Origin of the sequence: Nocardioides piscis (assembly GCF_011300215.1) — a bacterium.
In the GTDB taxonomy this organism is placed as follows: domain Bacteria; phylum Actinomycetota; class Actinomycetes; order Propionibacteriales; family Nocardioidaceae; genus Nocardioides; species Nocardioides piscis.
Map to the genome: position 1 here is coordinate 3744403 of NZ_CP049866.1, position 16355 is coordinate 3760757.

The 16355-nt window shown below is 69.2% G+C and carries 15 protein-coding genes and 2 pseudogenes; 6 read left to right on the forward strand and 11 right to left on the reverse strand.

Annotation, left to right across the window (positions count from 1 at the left end):
• The first annotated feature begins 45 nt into the window (after positions 1–45).
• Positions 46–2592 (forward strand): aminopeptidase N, encoded by a 2547-nt coding sequence (gene pepN / locus G7071_RS18395; RefSeq protein ID WP_166320800.1) that lies wholly within the window; start codon positions 46–48, stop codon positions 2590–2592.
• Positions 2593–2619: 27 nt separating this feature from the next.
• On the opposite strand, the gene G7071_RS18400 is transcribed toward pepN, so the two are convergent.
• Together G7071_RS18400 and G7071_RS18405 are read right to left on the reverse strand one after the other, a co-directional pair.
• Positions 2620–3003, reverse strand: a complete 384-nt coding sequence (locus tag G7071_RS18400; RefSeq protein ID WP_166320801.1) for a DUF5130 family protein — start codon at positions 3001–3003, stop codon at positions 2620–2622.
• A complete protein-coding gene (locus G7071_RS18405; RefSeq protein ID WP_166320802.1) occupies positions 2990–3364 on the reverse strand; it encodes a hypothetical protein in 375 nt (124 codons plus the stop codon). The genes G7071_RS18400 and G7071_RS18405 overlap by 14 nt, the downstream gene beginning before the upstream one ends.
• A 498-nt stretch (positions 3365–3862) precedes the next feature.
• Here G7071_RS18405 and G7071_RS19515 point away from each other — a divergent pair.
• Positions 3863–4363, forward strand: a pseudogene (locus tag G7071_RS19515) (mechanosensitive ion channel family protein); the annotation flags it as partial.
• A gap of 206 nt (positions 4364–4569) precedes the next feature.
• Here the strand turns inward: G7071_RS19515 and G7071_RS18415 are convergent.
• Entirely contained in the window at positions 4570–4992 is a 423-nt protein-coding gene (locus G7071_RS18415) for an OsmC family protein (protein WP_166320803.1), read from the reverse strand.
• 93 nt (positions 4993–5085) lie between these two features.
• On the opposite strand from G7071_RS18415, the gene G7071_RS18420 reads away from it, so the two are divergent.
• The gene (locus tag G7071_RS18420; protein WP_166320804.1) at positions 5086–5460 is read left to right on the forward strand and encodes a globin; all 375 of its coding nucleotides are present in this window, start codon (positions 5086–5088) and stop codon (positions 5458–5460) included.
• Positions 5461–5469: 9 nt separating this feature from the next.
• On the opposite strand, the gene G7071_RS18425 is transcribed toward G7071_RS18420, so the two are convergent.
• Both G7071_RS18425 and G7071_RS18430 read right to left on the reverse strand, forming a co-directional pair.
• Positions 5470–6309: an acyl-CoA thioesterase gene (locus G7071_RS18425; protein ID WP_206062849.1), complete on the reverse strand. Its 840-nt coding sequence runs from the start codon at positions 6307–6309 to the stop codon at positions 5470–5472.
• Between the two features lie 65 nt (positions 6310–6374).
• Positions 6375–6548 carry a hypothetical protein gene (locus tag G7071_RS18430; RefSeq protein WP_166320806.1) on the reverse strand — a complete coding sequence of 58 codons (174 nt, stop codon included), beginning with the start codon at positions 6546–6548 and terminating at the stop codon, positions 6375–6377.
• A 163-nt stretch (positions 6549–6711) separates the two neighbouring features.
• On the opposite strand from G7071_RS18430, the gene G7071_RS18435 reads away from it, so the two are divergent.
• From G7071_RS18435 to G7071_RS18445, 3 genes are all read left to right on the forward strand, one after another.
• On the forward strand, positions 6712–7323 hold the full coding sequence (locus tag G7071_RS18435) for a TetR/AcrR family transcriptional regulator (RefSeq protein ID WP_166320807.1): 612 nt from the start codon (positions 6712–6714) through the stop codon (positions 7321–7323).
• Positions 7324–7401: 78 nt separating this feature from the next.
• A complete protein-coding gene (locus G7071_RS18440; protein ID WP_166320808.1) occupies positions 7402–8619 on the forward strand; it encodes an acetyl-CoA C-acetyltransferase in 1218 nt (405 codons plus the stop codon).
• A gap of 154 nt (positions 8620–8773) precedes the next feature.
• Entirely contained in the window at positions 8774–9265 is a 492-nt protein-coding gene (locus G7071_RS18445) for a MarR family winged helix-turn-helix transcriptional regulator (protein ID WP_166320809.1), read from the forward strand.
• Positions 9266–9292: 27 nt separating this feature from the next.
• Here the strand turns inward: G7071_RS18445 and ettA are convergent.
• The 6 genes and pseudogenes from ettA to G7071_RS18470 all read right to left on the reverse strand — a co-directional run bounded on the left by ettA (position 9293) and on the right by G7071_RS18470 (position 16348).
• Positions 9293–10974: pseudogene (ettA, locus tag G7071_RS18450) on the reverse strand (energy-dependent translational throttle protein EttA).
• Positions 10975–11143: 169 nt separating this feature from the next.
• The gene (locus G7071_RS18455) at positions 11144–11710 is read right to left on the reverse strand and encodes a single-stranded DNA-binding protein (RefSeq protein WP_166320810.1); all 567 of its coding nucleotides are present in this window, start codon (positions 11708–11710) and stop codon (positions 11144–11146) included.
• 93 nt (positions 11711–11803) lie between these two features.
• On the reverse strand, positions 11804–12535 hold the full coding sequence (locus tag G7071_RS19520; protein WP_246210188.1) for a hypothetical protein: 732 nt from the start codon (positions 12533–12535) through the stop codon (positions 11804–11806).
• Entirely contained in the window at positions 12520–13269 is a 750-nt protein-coding gene (locus G7071_RS19525) for a YfjP family GTPase (RefSeq protein ID WP_246210190.1), read from the reverse strand. Before G7071_RS19525 ends, G7071_RS19520 begins: the two co-directional genes overlap by 16 nt.
• Before the next feature lie 197 nt (positions 13270–13466).
• On the reverse strand, positions 13467–15215 hold the full coding sequence (locus G7071_RS18465; protein ID WP_246210201.1) for a dynamin family protein: 1749 nt from the start codon (positions 15213–15215) through the stop codon (positions 13467–13469).
• Between the two features lie 14 nt (positions 15216–15229).
• A complete protein-coding gene (locus tag G7071_RS18470; protein WP_166320811.1) occupies positions 15230–16348 on the reverse strand; it encodes a PrsW family intramembrane metalloprotease in 1119 nt (372 codons plus the stop codon).
• Positions 16349–16355 lie beyond the last annotated feature (7 nt).

Below are 16355 nucleotides of genomic sequence, written 5' to 3' on the forward strand. Positions count from 1 at the left end.
CTGCTCGGATATGACCGCGGCCACGGCGGGTGATTGGATGCGCCCATGCCTGGAACCAACCTCACCCGGGACGAAGCCGCCACCCGCGCCTCGCTCCTGGACGTCACGTCGTACACCATCGACCTGGACCTGACCACGGGTGCGGAGACCTTCACGTCCACCACCACCCTCGCGTTCAGCAGCCGGGAGGTCGGCGCCAGCACCTTCGCGGACCTCGACGGCGCCGAGGTCCGCGCGATCACGCTCAACGACCGCCAGCTCGACCCGGCGGCCGTCTACAGCGACAGCCGCATCGTCCTCGACGACCTGCAGGCCGACAACACACTGGTCGTCACCGCCGACTGCCCCTACTCCAACACGGGCGAGGGCCTGCACCGCTTCGTCGACCCCGCCGACGACCGCGTCTACCTCTACAGCCAGTTCGAGGTGCCGGACGCGCGCCGCGTGTTCACCACCTTCGAGCAGCCCGACCTCAAGTCGGTCTTCACCTTCAACGTCACGGCCCCCAGTCACTGGCGGGTCGTCTCGACGTCCCCCACCCCCGAGCCGCACGACCTCGGCGATGGCAAGGCCGTGTGGAACTTCCCGGTCACCGAGCGGATGTCGACCTACATCACCGCAGTCGTGGCCGGCGAGTACCACGAGGTCCTCGACACGTACAAGGGCAAGTTCGGCACCATCCCGCTGGGCCACTACTGCCGGCAGTCGCTGGTCGAGCACATGGACACCGACGCGCTCGTCGAGCTGACCAAGCAGAGCTTCGCCTTCTTCGAGGAGAAGTTCGACTACCCCTACCCCTTCCACAAGTACGACCAGCTCTACGTCCCCGAGTACAACATGGGGGCGATGGAGAACGCGGGCTGCGTGACACTGCGCGACGAATACCTCCCCCGCTCACGACAGCCCCGGTCCTTCTTCGAGTTCCGGGCCTCGGTCATCACCCACGAGATGGCCCACATGTGGTTCGGCGACCTCGTCACGATGAAGTGGTGGGACGACCTGTGGCTCAACGAGTCGTTCGCCGAGTGGGCCTGCTACTGGTGCGAGGCCGAGGCCACCGAGTTCACCGACGCGTGGACGGGTTTCGCCAACGCCCGCAAGCAGACCGGCTATCGCGCGGACCAGCTGCCCTCGACGCACCCGATCGCGGCCGACAACGTCGACCTGCACGCGGTCGAGGTCAACTTCGACATGATCACCTACGCCAAGGGCGCGTCGGTGCTCAAGCAGCTCGTCGCGTGGGTGGGACTCGATGCGTTCGTGGAGGGCATCCGCCAATACTTCAAGGACCACGCCTTCGGCAACACCGAGTTCTCCGACCTGCTGAGCGCACTCGAGAAGTCGTCGGGGCGCGAGCTCCACAGCTGGGCCCAGGAATGGCTCCAGACCGCGGGCGTCAACACCCTCGCTCCCGTCTTCGAGCTCGACGCCGACGGCAACTACGCCTCGTTCTCGGTCGCCCAGACGGCGCACCCCGACTGGCCGACCCTGCGTCGACACCGTCTCGGCATCGGCCTCTACGACAATGACGACAACGGCACCCTCGTCCGACGCGACTACCTCGAGGTGGACGTGGACGGCGCCTTCACCGCGGTCGATGCCCTCGTGGGCGAAGCCCAGCCTGCGCTGCTCCTCCTCAACGACGAGGACCACGCCTACGCCAAGATCAGGCTCGACGAGCGTTCGCTCGCCACAGTGATGGGCAACCTCTCCAAGCTCGACGACTCACTGGCCCGCGCCCTGGTGTGGGGCGCCGCCTGGGACATGACCCGCGACGCCGAGATGACGGCCACCGACTGGGTGCGGCTCGTGCTCGCCAACATCGGCTCCGAGACGGACTCGTGGGGCCTGAGCCGGATCCCGGGGCTGGCTGCATCCGCAGTCCACCGCTACTCCGCCCCCGCGACCCGCGGCACGCTGAAGTCGGAGTGGGAGCAAGGCGTACGCCAGCTCTTCCTCGACGCCGAGCCGGGCAGCGACCACCAGCTCACGTTTGCCCGCACCTTCTTCGGTGCTGCGCACAGCGAAGGGGCCCTGGACGACCTGGCAGCGCTCCTGGACGGCTCGTTGGTGGTGGACGGACTGGCTGTCGACCAGGACCTGCGCTGGGGCCTGGTGACGTCCCTGGCTCGCGCTGGCCGCTTCGGCGCTGCGGAGATCGACGCCGAGCTGGCCCGCGACAACACCATCGAGGGCAAGGAGAAGGCTGCCGCGGCCCGCGTCGCCCGACCGACGGCCGAGGCCAAGGCGGCCGGCTGGTCAGCGATCCTCGACCCCGCCACCCCCAACGAGACGTCGCGCGAGATGGTCCTGTCGATCTTCCGCAGCGACCAGGACGAGGTCGTGGCGCCATACGTCGAGAAGTTCCTGGCAGCCGCCGAGACGGTGATCGACGACCTCGGGTTCCACAAGGCCTCGGTGGTGCTGGAGTACGGCTTCCCCATAGCCGTGGGCTCCTCCGAGGTGGTCGCGCGCCTCGACCAGTGGCTGGCCGACAACTCCGCCCCCAAGGGAGCCCAGCGCTACGTGGCCGAGGCGCGTGCAGACATCGCCCGGGCCCTGGCCGCGCAGGAGCGCGACGCGCAGGGCTGACAGCCCTGTCGCCGGTCTCGTCCGGCGTCAGACGCCGGCGTGCAGGGTGTGCTGGGGGCGGGCGTGCTCGGCCAGCATCGCGACGCCGTGCTTGAGACCCCCGACGAGGTCGTCGGCGGCGAAGTGCGACTGCATCGCAAAGATCGACAGCTCGACCTCGCGATCGGTCAGGTGGCGGCGCACATCGTTGCCGGTGACGACCTGGATCAGCCGCGCTCGGGGGTCCACCATGACGAGGATGCTCCGGGTCGGCGCCACGAGTGACGAGTGCAGGCGCGTGGCGTGAGCACGCGAGTCGTCCTCGGCAGTGCCGACGAAGACCGAGAACTCGAAGCGGCAGGACTGCTCGGCGGCGCGGATCGTCTTGTCCAGCTCCGCCAGGTCGCGTGAGCTCAGCTCACCAGCTGCCACGGGCTCCGCCAGTCTCGCTGGTCGTGCTCTCGCTCGCGGCGAGCTCCTTGGTGCCTGAGCGGGGCCCGCCCAGCCACTGGTCCTGCGGGCCACCGGCCGGGGTGAGCTTCTCGCCCCGGACCAGGGCCGGGAGGTAGACCGCCATGGCGATCAGGACGAAGAGCAGCAGCGGCACACCGGCCAGCAGGAGCAAGGCGTCGAGCATGTCGACACTGCCAGGGGCATCGCTCCAGCCCTCGGCGGGGTCGGCGTGCGCCGGAGTGGCGAGCTGCACCGCGCCCAGAACGGCCAGCGGGAGACTGGCGCGGACGAGGGACCGGGCAGTGACGAGGCTGAGGTTTGAGCGCGCGGGCGTGGTCACCCGCACACGATATCGGCAACGACGGCCGGCTCCACCCGCCGGTCGGGGTCGGATCGCTCACACCGGCGCGCCGCACGAGGTCGACGACTTGGGTTCGGGCACCCAATCGACATACTGGCGGGCATGCTTTCGCTCTCCGAGTCCTGCGCAGAAGGCGAAGACATCTGCGAATGGGTCCACACCGAGACCGACAACGCCACCTTGGCCAACCTCGCCGACTGGCTGGTGGGCAAGCCGAGCGCCCTGCTGGGGCTCGCGCTGCTCGGACTTGCGATCAGGTGGGTCCTGCACAGGATCATCGATCGTCTGGTCAAGCGTGCCGAGCACGGGATGCTGCCCGACCGCCTGAGTCGCGCAGTCACCGGCGGAAAGGTCGGGACAGCCCTCAACCTGCATGAGGCGGCAGGGACGACCCGACGGGTCCAGCGTGCACAGACGATGGGGACGCTGCTGAAGAGCGTCGTGACCGGCATCGTGCTGGCGGTCGTCGTGACGATGATGCTCAGCGAGATCGGCGTGAACATCGCCCCCATCATCGCCAGTGCCGGCATCCTGGGCCTGGCGATCGGCTTCGGTGCGCAGAGCCTGGTCTCGGACTTCCTCTCCGGGATCTTCATGATCTTCGAGGACCAGTACGGCGTCGGCGACGAGGTCGACCTCGGCGAAGCCGTGGGGACCGTCGAGGCCGTGAGCCTGCGCGTCACCCGGCTCCGGGACGTCAACGGCACCGTCTGGTATGTGCGCAACGGCGAGATCCTCCGCGTCGGCAACATGAGCCAGAACTGGGCGCGCACGGTGCTCGACATCAGCGTCGCCTACGGCGAGGACATCGCCCGGGTGCAGCGCGTGCTGACCGACGTCGCCCACGACCTGTGGGACGACGACGACTTCAAGGGCCGGGTGATCGAGGAGCCGTCCGTGTGGGGCGTCCAGGACCTCGGGCCCGACGCGGTGGTCGTGCGGGTGGCGCTCAAGACAGCTCCGCTCGAGCAGTGGGCCGTCGCACGCGAGATGCGCCAACGGATCAAGGCCCGCTTCGACCACGAGGGAATCGAGATGCCGTTCGCCCAGCGGGTCGTGTGGATGCGAGACGCCCGGGAGCAACCCGTCCCCTCGGCCCCGAGCAGCAGGACGACCAGCCCCCGGCGAAGGGTCCGGCCCGGGCCGAGGGTCCGGCCTGAGCCGGACCCCCGGCGAGGATCTCGTCAGGCCAGGGCTGCGTCGAGGGTGATGTCGACGGACAGGGCCTGTGAGACGGGGCAGCCCGCCTTGGCGGCCTCGGCCAGCTCGACGAACTTGTCGTTGTCGATGCCCTCCACGACTCCGCGCACGGTGAGCTTGATGCCGGTGATGCCGGTGCCCGGCGTGAAGTCGACGTCCGCACTGGTGTCGAGCGAGGTCGCCGGGGTGTCGTTCTTGGCGAGGCCGTTGGAGAACGCCATCGAGAAGCACGACGAGTGCGCGGCCGCGATGAGCTCCTCGGGGCTGGTCTTGCCGCTGGGCTCCTCGGTCCGCGCGGGCCATGAGACGTCATAGGTGCCGAGGCCTGAGGAGTCGAGGGTGACCTTGCCTGCACCCTCGAAGAGGGTGCCTTCCCAGTGGGTGCTTGCGGTACGGGTGGTGGGCATGGAGGCTCCTTGAGCAGTGGGAACAGATGGTCGGTGATCGAGTCTTCCACGCCCCGTTTTCCTGTCCCTCCGGGTCCCAGCCACAATGGAGGCGTGAGCACCTTCTACGACGAGATCGGCGGCGAGGCGAAGATTCGCCAGATCGTGCACACGTTCTACAAGGGCGTGGCCGACGACCCCGTCCTGCGACCGCTCTATCCCGAGGAGGATCTCGGGCCGGCGGAGGACCGCTTCGCGCTGTTCCTGATGCAGTACTGGGGTGGCCCGTCGACATACTCCGACTCACGGGGTCATCCGCGGCTGCGGATGCGCCACGCCCCGTTCGCCGTCACCGAGGAGTCCGCCCAGCGGTGGCTCGTCCACTTCCGCGCCGGCCTCGACGGGGCCGACCTCACGCCGGAGCAGGACGCACAGTTCTGGGCCTATGTCACCCACGCGGCCCAGTTCATGGTGAACACGCTCGACTGAGCGAAGGCGTCAGGCGACGACCGCCATCATGGCGTCCCTGTAGGCGGGCGGCGGCTCCACCGAGCGCTGCGTCGCGGAGTCGAAGCAGACCAGCACGACCCGCGCCCTGGCCAGCAGCTCGTCGCCGTCACGGATCTCCGAGGCGATCGTGAAGGACTTCCGGCCCACGTGCGTGATCCTGGAGTGGATGTCGTAGGGCGCCGCGCGCAACAGGATCGGCCGTCTGTAGTCGACGTCGGTCTGCGCCACCACGACGTGGAGGGCCTCGACGCCGGGCAGGTCGCGAGCCACCCGGCTCATCATCGGCACCCGCGCCTCCTGCAGGTACTCGAAGTACTTGACGTTGTTGACGTGTCCATAGACGTCGACGTCGGAGAACCGGACCTGCAGTGCGTAGTGGCCGGGATCCCATGGGTCCACCGGGGGAATCTTCGCCGACTGTGGCAGCGGCTCTTCCTTGAAGACGGCCAGGGCCTGCTTCTCGGACGGGGTGAGGCGTCGCGGTCGTTCGTTGGCGAAGACGTATGGCGTCAGCACGGTGCTCGCCCGGAGGTGGACCACTCGGCCCTCGGGAGTCTCGTCGAAGACCTCGTAGGCCATGGTGAAGCTGGCAGCCCGGATCTCGGTCACCCAGCACTCGATGCTGATCGGGCGGAGCCGGAAGTTCAGCGGGGCCTGGTAGCTCACCTCGTGCCGCACGACGACGACGCCCTCGGCCAGACCGTCACCGGCCTCGTCGCGGATCGCGGGGCCGTGGGAGCGCATCATGTCGACGCGCGCCTCCTGGAGGTAGTCGACGTAGACGACGTTGTTGACGTGTCCCAGCAGGTCGAGGTCGGCCCAACGCATGGGGCACTGATAGAGGTGGCGCACCGCTCGATGGTCTCAGGCGGGCGCCACCTCAGCGACAGCAGTCAGCGAACGCCGATCAGACCGCCGTAGTAGGCAGGGATCGACTCGTGGCGTGCCATCCGGATCGGGCGGTGCCGGGCGAGGAACTCCGCGGCCGCGCCCACCGTCAGCAGGGCGGTGACCCCGGCGACCACGAGGACGGCGATGGCGAAGGGGATGAGGAAGTCGAGAGTCATGGCGATCCACCTTTCTACGGCTGTAGAATTTCTACATATGTAGAAGATACTCGCTCCACCCCTAGGGACCAAGCGGGGTGAGTAGTGTCCTCGGTCACCTCACCCGAGTCCCTCTCCAGCCATTGCGTCCAGGCGCAAGCCAAGAACGAGGAGCACCACCGACTTGCCTCCTCCCAACGACCTCTCAGCCCGCCGGCGCGAGATCCTCGACGCCGCCGTCACGGTCCTCGCGCAGCACGGCTGGCGCGGCCTGACGCACCGCGCGATCGATCGTGAGGCAGGCCTTCCCGAGGGGTCCAGCTCCGCCTACTACCGTTCCCGACAAGCCCTCCGGGCGGCGTTGGCGACGCACGTCCTCAGCGCCATCACGGCCGACGTGGAGAAGCTGGCCGCCGGTCTGGCCGATCACGGCGAACCGGAACCAGCCATCGCCGCGACCGTCGACACCCTTCAGCGCTGGCTGGACTCGCCGGACCGGCTCAAGGCCCGCCTGGAGATCACGCTGGCAGCGACCCGTGACGAGACCCTGGCCACCCAGGTGAGCGACCTCCGTGCCGGCCTGACCGATGTCGTGGCAGGCATCCTGGCCCGCAGCGGGCAGCCGCACGCCGGTGCCGTCCCGGCGATCATCGTCGCCGCCGTCGACGGGTTGCTGATCACAGCACTTCTCCGACCCGGGGCACAGAGGAAGCAGTTCGTCGCCGACGGGCTCGACCTCCTCGTCCGGTCGTTGACCAACGACGCCGACGGCGATCCCGCTGCACCCGGAGCATGAGGAAGGACACGTTCGCTGCCCGCAGAGGTGGCACTAGGGTGCGATGCATCCCACCAGCTTTCGAGATTCGGAGATTCCATGCCCGAGGCAGTGATCGTTTCTGCAGCCCGCTCCCCCATCGGCCGCGCGAACAAGGGGTCCCTCAAGGACTTCCGACCCGACGAGCTGAGCGCCCTGATCGTCAAGGCTGCACTCGACAAGATCCCCAGCCTCGACCCGCGCACCGTGGACGACCTCTACCTCGGCTGCGGACTGCCCGGCGGCGAGATGGGCAACAACATGGGCCGGATCGTCAACGTCCTCAACGACATGGACGAGGTCCCCGGCGCGACGATCACCCGCTACTGCGCCTCCTCGGTCCAGACCACCCGGATGGCGTTCCACGCCATCAAGGCAGGCGAGGGCGACGTGTTCATCTCGGCCGGGGTCGAGACGGTCTCGCGCTTCGCCAAGGGCACGTCGGACCACATCCCCGACACCCGCAACACGGTCTTCGACGACGCGGCTGCCCGGACGGCCAAGCTCGCCGAAGGCGGCCAGGACTGGCACGACCCGCGTGAGGACGGTCTCCTCCCCGACGCCTACATCGCGATGGGCCAGACGGCGGAGAACGTCGCCCGGCTGCGCGGGCTCGACCGCAAGGAGCTCGACGAGTTCGGCGTCCGCTCGCAGAACCTCGCCGAGAAGGCGATCGCGGACGGCTTCTGGGCCCGCGAGATCACGCCGGTCACCACTCCGGACGGCACGGTCGTCTCGGCCGATGACGGTCCGCGTGCCGGGGTGACCTATGAGAGCCTCGCCGGCCTCCAGCCCGTGTTCCGGCCCGATGGCGTCGTGACGGCCGGCAACTGCTGCGCCCTCAACGACGGGGCCGCAGCAGTCGTGCTGATGTCGGACACCAAGGCCGCCGAGCTCGGCCTGAAGCCGCTGGCACGCATCATCTCCACCGGCGTCTCCGGTCTCTCGCCCGAGATCATGGGCCTCGGCCCGGTCGAGGCGACCAAGCGGGCCCTGGCCAACGCCAACATGTCCATCGGCGACATCGACCTGGTCGAGATCAACGAGGCCTTCGCCGCGCAGGTCGTCCCCTCCTACCAGGACCTGGGCATCGACCTCGACCGGCTCAACGTCAACGGCGGCGCGATCGCGGTCGGGCACCCGTTCGGGATGACCGGCGCCCGCCTGCAGAACACCCTGCTCAACTCACTCGAGTGGCACGACAAGTCCACCGGCCTGATCACCATGTGTGTGGGTGGCGGCCAGGGCATGGCGCTCATCATGGAGCGGCTGAGCTGACCGCCGGCTGACTCCACGCAACGGCCGGCGCGAGCACACTGCTCACGTCGGCCGTTGCCACGTCGACCAGAACACCTGCGGTTGTCACCGCCGGTGGCTACCCTCAGGGGTACAGAACGCCGTGGGGACGGCGTAAGAGGGAGAAAACAAGAACATGAATGATGCGTCTCGGGATCCACGTTGGCTCGATGAGGTCCAGCAGCGCTCCTGGCGCGCCCTCGTCATCGGGACCACCCTGTTGATGGACCGTCTCGACGACGACCTTCGGCGCAACTTCAACATCTCGCTCACCGAGTACGAGATCCTGGTCCGCCTCTCCGAGCGTGAGGGCCGCAGCCTGCGTATGGCGCAGCTCGCCGACGCGCTGGCCCACTCGCGCAGTCGCGTCACGCACACCATCGCCCGGATGGAACGCGCCGGCTGGGTCGTCCGTGCGGCCACGCCCGAGGACGGGCGCGGGATCGTCGCGACGATGACCGACGCCGGGCTGGAGCTCCTGGAGAAGGCCGCGCCGATGCACGTCGAGGGCGTCCGCTCCTACCTTGTCGACGTCGCCGCCGACGACGACTTCGTCGCGTTGGGCCGCGTCATGGACGCCGTCGCCGACGAGCTCATCTCGGGGCACCCGGAGATGGAGATCCGCTGACCGGCTCGCACCGGCCAGCGGCTCTCGTCAGTCGCGGGTGAGCCGCCGGTGGGTGACGCGGTGCGGCCTGGCCGCCTCGGCGCCGAGGCGCTCGATCTTGTTCTCCTCGTAGGAGGCGAAGTTGCCCTCGAACCAGAACCACTTGGCGGGGTCCTCCTCGTCGCCCTCCCACGCCAGGATGTGCGTCGCGACACGGTCCAGGAACCACCGGTCGTGCGAAGTCACGATGGCGCAGCCGGGATAGTCGAGGAGCGCGTCCTCCAGCGCGGAGAGCGTCTCGACGTCCAGGTCGTTGGTGGGCTCGTCGAGGAGGAGCACGTTGCCCCCCTGCTTGAGGGTCAGCGCGAGGTTGAGGCGGTTGCGCTCACCACCTGAGAGCACCCCTGCCTTCTTCTGCTGGTCCGGCCCCTTGAAGCCGAACGAGGCGACATAGGCACGAGAGTTCATCTCGAAGTTGGCGACCTTGATGAAGTCGAGTCCGTCGGAGACGACCTCCCAGACGTTCTTGTTGGGGTCGATGCCGCCGCGGCTCTGGTCGACGTACGACAGCTTGACCGTCTGTCCCACGAGCAGCTCGCCGGAGTCGGGCTGCTCGTCGCCGGTGATCATCCGGAAGAGCGTGGTCTTGCCGACGCCGTTGGGGCCGACGATTCCCACGATGCCGGCTCGCGGCAGCGTGAAGGAGATGTCGTTCCACAGGGTGCGACCCTCGAAGCCCTTGACGAGCTTGCGTCCCTCCAGGACCACGTCGCCCAGGCGCGGGCCCGGCGGGATGTTGATGTCGGCCGTGTCGATCTTGCGGGCCTTGTCGGCCTCGGCCGCCATCTCCTCATAACGGGCCAGGCGCGACTTCGACTTCGTCTGGCGAGCCTTGGCGTTGGAGCGGACCCACTCCAGCTCCTTCTCGAGCATCTTGGCGCGCTTCGCGTCCTTCTGCCCCTCGATCTTGAGTCGGTCCTTCTTCGTCTCGAGGTAGGTGGAGTAGTTGCCCTCGTAGGGGTGGGCCTTGCCCCGGTCGAGCTCGAGGATCCACTCGGCGACGTTGTCGAGGAAGTAGCGGTCGTGAGTGATGGCCAGGACGGCCCCCGGATAGGTCGCCAGGTGGCCCTCGAGCCACTGCACCGACTCGGCGTCGAGGTGGTTGGTGGGCTCGTCGAGCAGGAGCAGGCTGGGCTGCTGCAGCAGCAGCTTGCAGAGCGCCACCCGCCGCCGCTCCCCACCGGAGAGGTTGTCGACGAGGGCGTCAGGCGGGGGCAGCGCAGGGCGTCCATGGCCTGGTCGAGCCGGCTGTCGAGGTCCCAGGCGCTGGCGTGGTCGAGGTCGGTCTGCAGGTCGCCCATCTCGGCCAGCAACGTGTCGAAGTCGGCGTCGGGATCTGCCATCAGCTCGGAGATCTCGTTGTAGCGGTCGAGCTTGCCCTTGATCTCGCCGACGGCCTCCTCGACGTTCTCGAGGACGGTCTTGCCCTCGCTCAGCGGGGGCTCCTGCTGCAGCATGCCGACGGTCGCGTCCGGGTCGAGGATCGCGTCGCCGTTGTTGGCGTGGTCGAGCCCGGCCATGATCTTGAGCAGGGAGGACTTGCCGGTCCCGTTGGGACCGACCACCCCGATCTTCGCACCGTGCAGGAAGGAGAGGGTGACGTTGTCGAGGACGACCTTGTCACCGTGGGCCTTGCGCACGTTGCGCAGGGTAAAGACGTATTCAGCCATGTCCCCGAGCCTACGGGTCAGGGCGACCGCGTAGAGAACCGGCGGACTCCGAGGCGCACATGGCGCTCGCCACAAGCAGGCCTGCCCTCGAGACGGCGATCCGTGGCGTTCACCGGGTGACCGACACGGGCCGCCGTCTCGTGCTCCCGTCCGGCGAGCTGATCGGGTCTCAGGCCGCGTCCACCTCGGCAGCAGGACGAGGCGTGGGCGCGTCCTGGGCGAAGGCAGGTGACTGGCTCAGCGGCGCCATCCACGGGTCGGAGGAGACCGGCTCCTGGCCCAGCTGTCCGGGCTGCGCCTGACCCGACTCCCCACGAACCTGGCGGGTGAAGGCCCCGGTGCCGTGGGTGAGGTCGTGGCCCACCGAGGTCGCCGTGACCACGAGCTGGGTGCTCACGCTGCCGTCCTCCTTCTTCCACACGTCGGCCTCGAGGCGCCCGTGGACCACGACGGGCTCTCCGCGGTTGATCGAGGCGGCGACATGCTCCGCGAGCTTGCGCCAGGCCTTGACCTGATACCAGGTCGTGGTGCCGTCGGACCACTCGTTGTTGCGGAACCTGCGGCTCGTGCTGGCCACGCGGAAGGTCGCCACGCAGGCCCCGCCGGTCACCTCCCGCAGGGAGACTTCGGAGCCGACCCAGCCGGTGAGGGTGATGTAGGTGTCGTTCATCAAAGTGCCTTCCTCGATGTCGAGGACGGCGTGCCCGCCCTCGGCACCCAGAGTGCGGCGACCCACGGACAGCGATCGCACCCGCGTGGGCCGGCTGTGGACGGCCGGGTGGCGGCTGCGGCTGTGGACGCGCAGCGGCCCGGCCGGGCCGGCCAGGGGCTACTTGAGGGCGACCGCGAGAGCGCTGCGCATCGAGGCGTATGCCGACAGCTCGGTCTCGATCGGCTCGATGACCAGCTCGCCGGAGACCTCGGCGATCGCCGCTCGCAGCCTCTTGTTGGCGGCAGCCGCGCGCCGACGCGCCGTCAGGCCGACCAGCACCCGGCAGACGAGGGCGAGCAGGATCCCGAGCAGGATCCCGCCGAGGAACAGCAGGGTCGGCAGAGCGAACCCCCAGACCTCGGGGGTCGGGGGTTCGGGCAGGCGGGCGTAGGAGCCGAACGCCAGCAACGCCAGCCACAGCCCGCCCACGATGGCAGCCATGATCAGCAGCCACTGCAGGACCCGCACCAGCCCGGCCCACACCGGGATCCGCTCGGCGCCGAGGTCGGTCGAGGCGACAGCCCGGTCGAGGCGGTCACCGAGGTCGGTCAACCGCGACGTGGAAGCACGACGGACGGCCGTCGCCCACGGCTGGGCCAGGTCGTCGGAGAGATGGTCGGCAAAAGCGCGCACCTCGGTGTCGACCCGCGCGCGCTGGACCCCAGAGGCCTTCGGCACCGAGGTGCGGGCGGTGCCGGTGAGCTGCTTGCCGGCGGCGCCGAGGTCGAGGTGGAGTCGCTTGAGCGGGTCGGGCTTGAGCTTGGACAGCCAGGCGGTGACCGGCCAGCCAGTGGCGCGGTTGGCCCGGATCCGGGTCGAGTCCTCCACGGCCTTCACGACGGTGGGCACGCCCCGGCGTCAGCGAAGGCGTCGTTGAGAGCCGCGACCCGCTCACGCGACATGGACGGCACCGGGGCGGTTCCGGACGCCGACTGGATCCGCTCAGCGGCGGCGCGGACGTCGGCCGCGAGCCGGCTCCTGGTGGCCTTCTTCTCCGCGACTCGCTTGGCGATCTGCTTGCGCAGCTCCGGGATCCCCCAGCCGTGACGCGCACTGACGCCCAGCACCGGCACCCCGGCGAGTCCGTCGGCCTCGAGCAGCCGGCGGACGTCGTCGAGCATGCCTTCTCGTCGCGCTTCGGGGACCGTGTCGAGATGGTTGAGGACGACCAGCATCACGTCCTTGTGCGATGCGAGGGGCGCGAGGTAGCGGTCGTGGATGGCGGCGTCGGCGTATTTCTGCGGGTCGAGCACCCAGACGAACATGTCGGCCAGCCGCACGAGCCGATCGACCTCCAGGTGGTGGGTCACCTCGGTCGAGTCGTGGTCGGGAAGGTCCAGCAGCACCACACCCTGCAGCGCTGTGTCCTCCTTGCCCGTGGAGAGCATCGAGTCGCGGGTGACCTGGTGGCGAGCCGGGATGCCGAGCCACTCGAGCAGCTCCTCGGCACCCTCGCGACCGAACACGCACGCCGTCGCCCAGGAGGTCGTCGGACGGCGGACGCCCACCGCCGACAGCTCCAGCTCGGTCAGCGCGTTGAAGGTCGACGACTTCCCCGACCCGGTCGCGCCGGCCAGTGCCACCACGGTGTGCTCAGCAGAGAGCTTGAGGCGCCCGGCCGCCCGATCGACGACTGCACGGGCCTCGGAGACGACGTCGTCGTCGAGTCGCCCCTGCGCGTGCTCGACCGCTTCCTCCAGGCCCTGGACGCGCGTCCCGATCTCAGAGGTGCGGGAGACCAGCTTCTTGGCCCTTCGAGCAGCGACGTCATGGGATCACCCTATGCATCCGGGCGACCGTCCTTGGGTGCGCCACCCTTGGCGGCGAACCGCAGGTCGTCGACGCGGCGCGAGGCGTTGCGCAGGTTCTCCGGGGCCTGGGGCGAGATCTCGAGGCTGTCGAGGAGGTCGAGATAGCGACGTCGCTCGGTGTCGAGGAGCTCGGAGACCTTCGACTCCAGGTCCTGGCGGGCGCGCTCGGCCAGGGTGCGGACCGCCTGGTCGCCGAAGACCGCTTCCAACAGCTTCTGGCCGAGCACCGCCGAACCACCGGCGATGCCCGCCTCGGCACCGGTCACCCCGGCGGTGTGGGCGAAGACCACCACCATCAGCGCCACGGAGAGGCCGTTGACGCCGAAGGCCAGGAAGCGGGCGGTCGACCGCTTGTCGGCCCCTTCGCTGCGCACCATGTCGAGGACGTCGGACTGCCAGTCGCGTACGGCGCGTTCGGCCCGGCGGCGGAAGTCACGTGAGGCCCGACCGAGGTCCTCACCCGCGTCGGCCAGCAGGATCTGGCCCGACGCGATCGAGCGCCATGAGGCCTCAGTGCGCTCGGCCGCGGCCTCGGCGTGCTCGAGGATCAGCGTCTCGAGACCCGACTCGACCGCGACGGTGACCCGCTCGGCCTGCTGGGGCTTGCCCTTGAGGGCATTGACAACCCGGTCACGCAGCCAACCGACCCGCGTCTCCAGCGAACGCAGCAGCTCCCCCGTCCCGACGAACTCCTGCCAGCGGGCAAGCACCTCGCCACGCAGGAGCGTGCCGTCGGCCGAGGCCTCGGCGATCTGGGCTGCCGCCTGGTCATAGGACTTGTTGGCGTCGTCTCGGAGTCGGCGTACGGCATCGATCTGCTCGGTGGCGGCGTCCGCCACGAAGTGGGTGCGCCGGGCGAGGGTCCGGACCGCCCCCTCGAGGGTCTGCTTCACCACCGCGGTGCGCGCCTCGGCGTCCGCCGCCAGCGACTCCAGCCAGCCACGGATCGCCGCGACCGACTCTGGCGGCAAGAGCCCCTCGTCGTCGACCTGGCCCTCGACGACGACGAAGAGCGGCGAGTCCTTGAGCCCGCGGCTCGCCAGCATGCGGGCCAGGTGGGTGGAGACGGTCTCGACGGCCTCGGGGGCGGTGCGGTCGAGCACGATCGCCACCGCAGCCGAGCGGTCGGCGGCCTTGCGCAGGAAGTCCCACGGCACCTGGTCGGCATAGCGGGCGGCGGAGGTGACGAACAGCCACAGGTCGGCCGCGGCGAGGAGCTGGGCAGCCAGGGTGCGGTTGCGTTCCTCGACCGAGTCGATGTCGGGGGCGTCGAGGATCGCGAGACCGGGCGGGACCGTGTCCGAGGCGACCAGCTGCAGCGCCTCGGGGTCGTTGGTCGCGCGGTCGACCCGCTCGAGCTCGGGCAACAGCCGGTCCTGCTTGAACCACATCGCGTCTTCGGGGTTGTGGACCAGCACCGGCGAGCGCGTGGTCGGGCGCAACAGGCCCGGCTGGGTCACCCGACGCCCCACCAGCGAGTTGACCAGCGTGGACTTGCCTGCACCGGTCGAGCCACCGACCACGGTCAGCAACGGCGCGTCGATGGTCATCAGTCGCGGGATGACGTAGTCCTCGAGCTGGTCGACCATCTCCTGCTGGGCGTCGCGCTGCTCGGGTGCGCCCGGGAGCTCGAGCGGGAGCCGGACGTCCTGCAGGGCGCTGCGCATGCGCAGGAGCGCGGTGAGCATCTGCGTCGAGTCGGCGTCGGTCTGTGACACGTCGGGAGTCTGGGTCATCGGGTCGGCACCACCTGTCCGGGGAAGCAGACATAGGGGCGTACGGCAGAAAGGACTCCCACGTGGTCCTGACCCCTCTCGACGAAGTCGCGCGGCGCTGTGCCGCGCAGGTAGCGGTGGTGGAGATAGGCCAGCTCGATCGCCGCGGCCTGGTATTCGCGCATCGCGCGCTCACCGACGGGACCGCCGACCCGCTTGGCGTGGACGCGGGCGCGCCGCCTGGCTCGCAGGTCGACCAGCCACGGGATGTCGGTCGCAGGGATCAGTCCGCGTCGGGATGCGTCGTGGAGGGCCGCAGCCATCATTCCCTTCTCCGACCGGCGCCGATAGAGCGCGAAGGCAGCCACACCGACGAAGGCCGGGAACATCATCGTGGCGTAGACGGCGAAGAAGTTCTCGGTGCCGCCGAGGGTGGACGAGTTCCACATCGAGTGAGTGATCACAGCCAGGACGTACCCCACCAACGGCGCCAGCAGCCGCACGGCACCGCTGCGCGAGGCCACCGCGACACCGACGCCGATGCCGATGAAGGCCGTGAACAGCGGGTGCGCGAAGGGGCTCACCAGGCAACGCAGGATGAAGGTGCCGGTCAGCGCCGTCGTCCCACCCGGCCCGAGCCCGTCGGTGCCGTTGTAGGCCGCTCCGAGATAGAGGATGTTCTCGGTGAAGGCGAAGCCGATGCCGACCATGCCGGCATAGACGATGCCGTCGAGGATGCCGTCGAGCTCATGGCGACGCCACCACAGCAGGAGGATCAGGAACGCCCCCTTCGTCGCCTCCTCGGTCACCGGGGCCAGGAAGGCGAGGGTCTGTTCGTCGGTCGCGCCACCGGCAACGCCGATGCCTTGGAAGACGAGCGCTGCCGCAGTCGCGACGAAGGCCCCCCACAGCAGGCCACCGACGAGCAGCGAGCGCGGCTCCGGCTCATAGCGATCGAGCCACATGAAGCAACCGACGAGCGGACCCACCGGCAGGGCGGCCAGGAGCGCGGCCAGCGCGAACGTCCCGGGAGCGCCGGACACCGCGATCACCAGGCTCATGACCCCGGCGCCGACCAGCACCAGCAACGTGACCACGACTGTGAAGGCAACACTGTCGCGACGTCGTCCGGGCATGAGTTGA

Coding starts and splice junctions, on each gene's coding strand:
- pepN (WP_166320800.1), top strand. CDS start 46: ATGCCTGGAACCAACCTCACCCGGGACGAAGCCGCCACCCGCGCCTCG.
- G7071_RS18415 (WP_166320803.1), bottom strand. CDS start 4,992: ATGCCCACCACCCGTACCGCAAGCACCCACTGGGAAGGCACCCTCTTC.
- G7071_RS18425 (WP_206062849.1), bottom strand. CDS start 6,309: ATGCGTTGGGCCGACCTCGACCTGCTGGGACACGTCAACAACGTCGTC.
- G7071_RS18430 (WP_166320806.1), bottom strand. CDS start 6,548: ATGACTCTCGACTTCCTCATCCCCTTCGCCATCGCCGTCCTCGTGGTC.
- G7071_RS18440 (WP_166320808.1), top strand. CDS start 7,402: ATGCCCGAGGCAGTGATCGTTTCTGCAGCCCGCTCCCCCATCGGCCGC.
- G7071_RS18445 (WP_166320809.1), top strand. CDS start 8,774: ATGAATGATGCGTCTCGGGATCCACGTTGGCTCGATGAGGTCCAGCAG.
- G7071_RS18470 (WP_166320811.1), bottom strand. CDS start 16,348: ATGCCCGGACGACGTCGCGACAGTGTTGCCTTCACAGTCGTGGTCACG.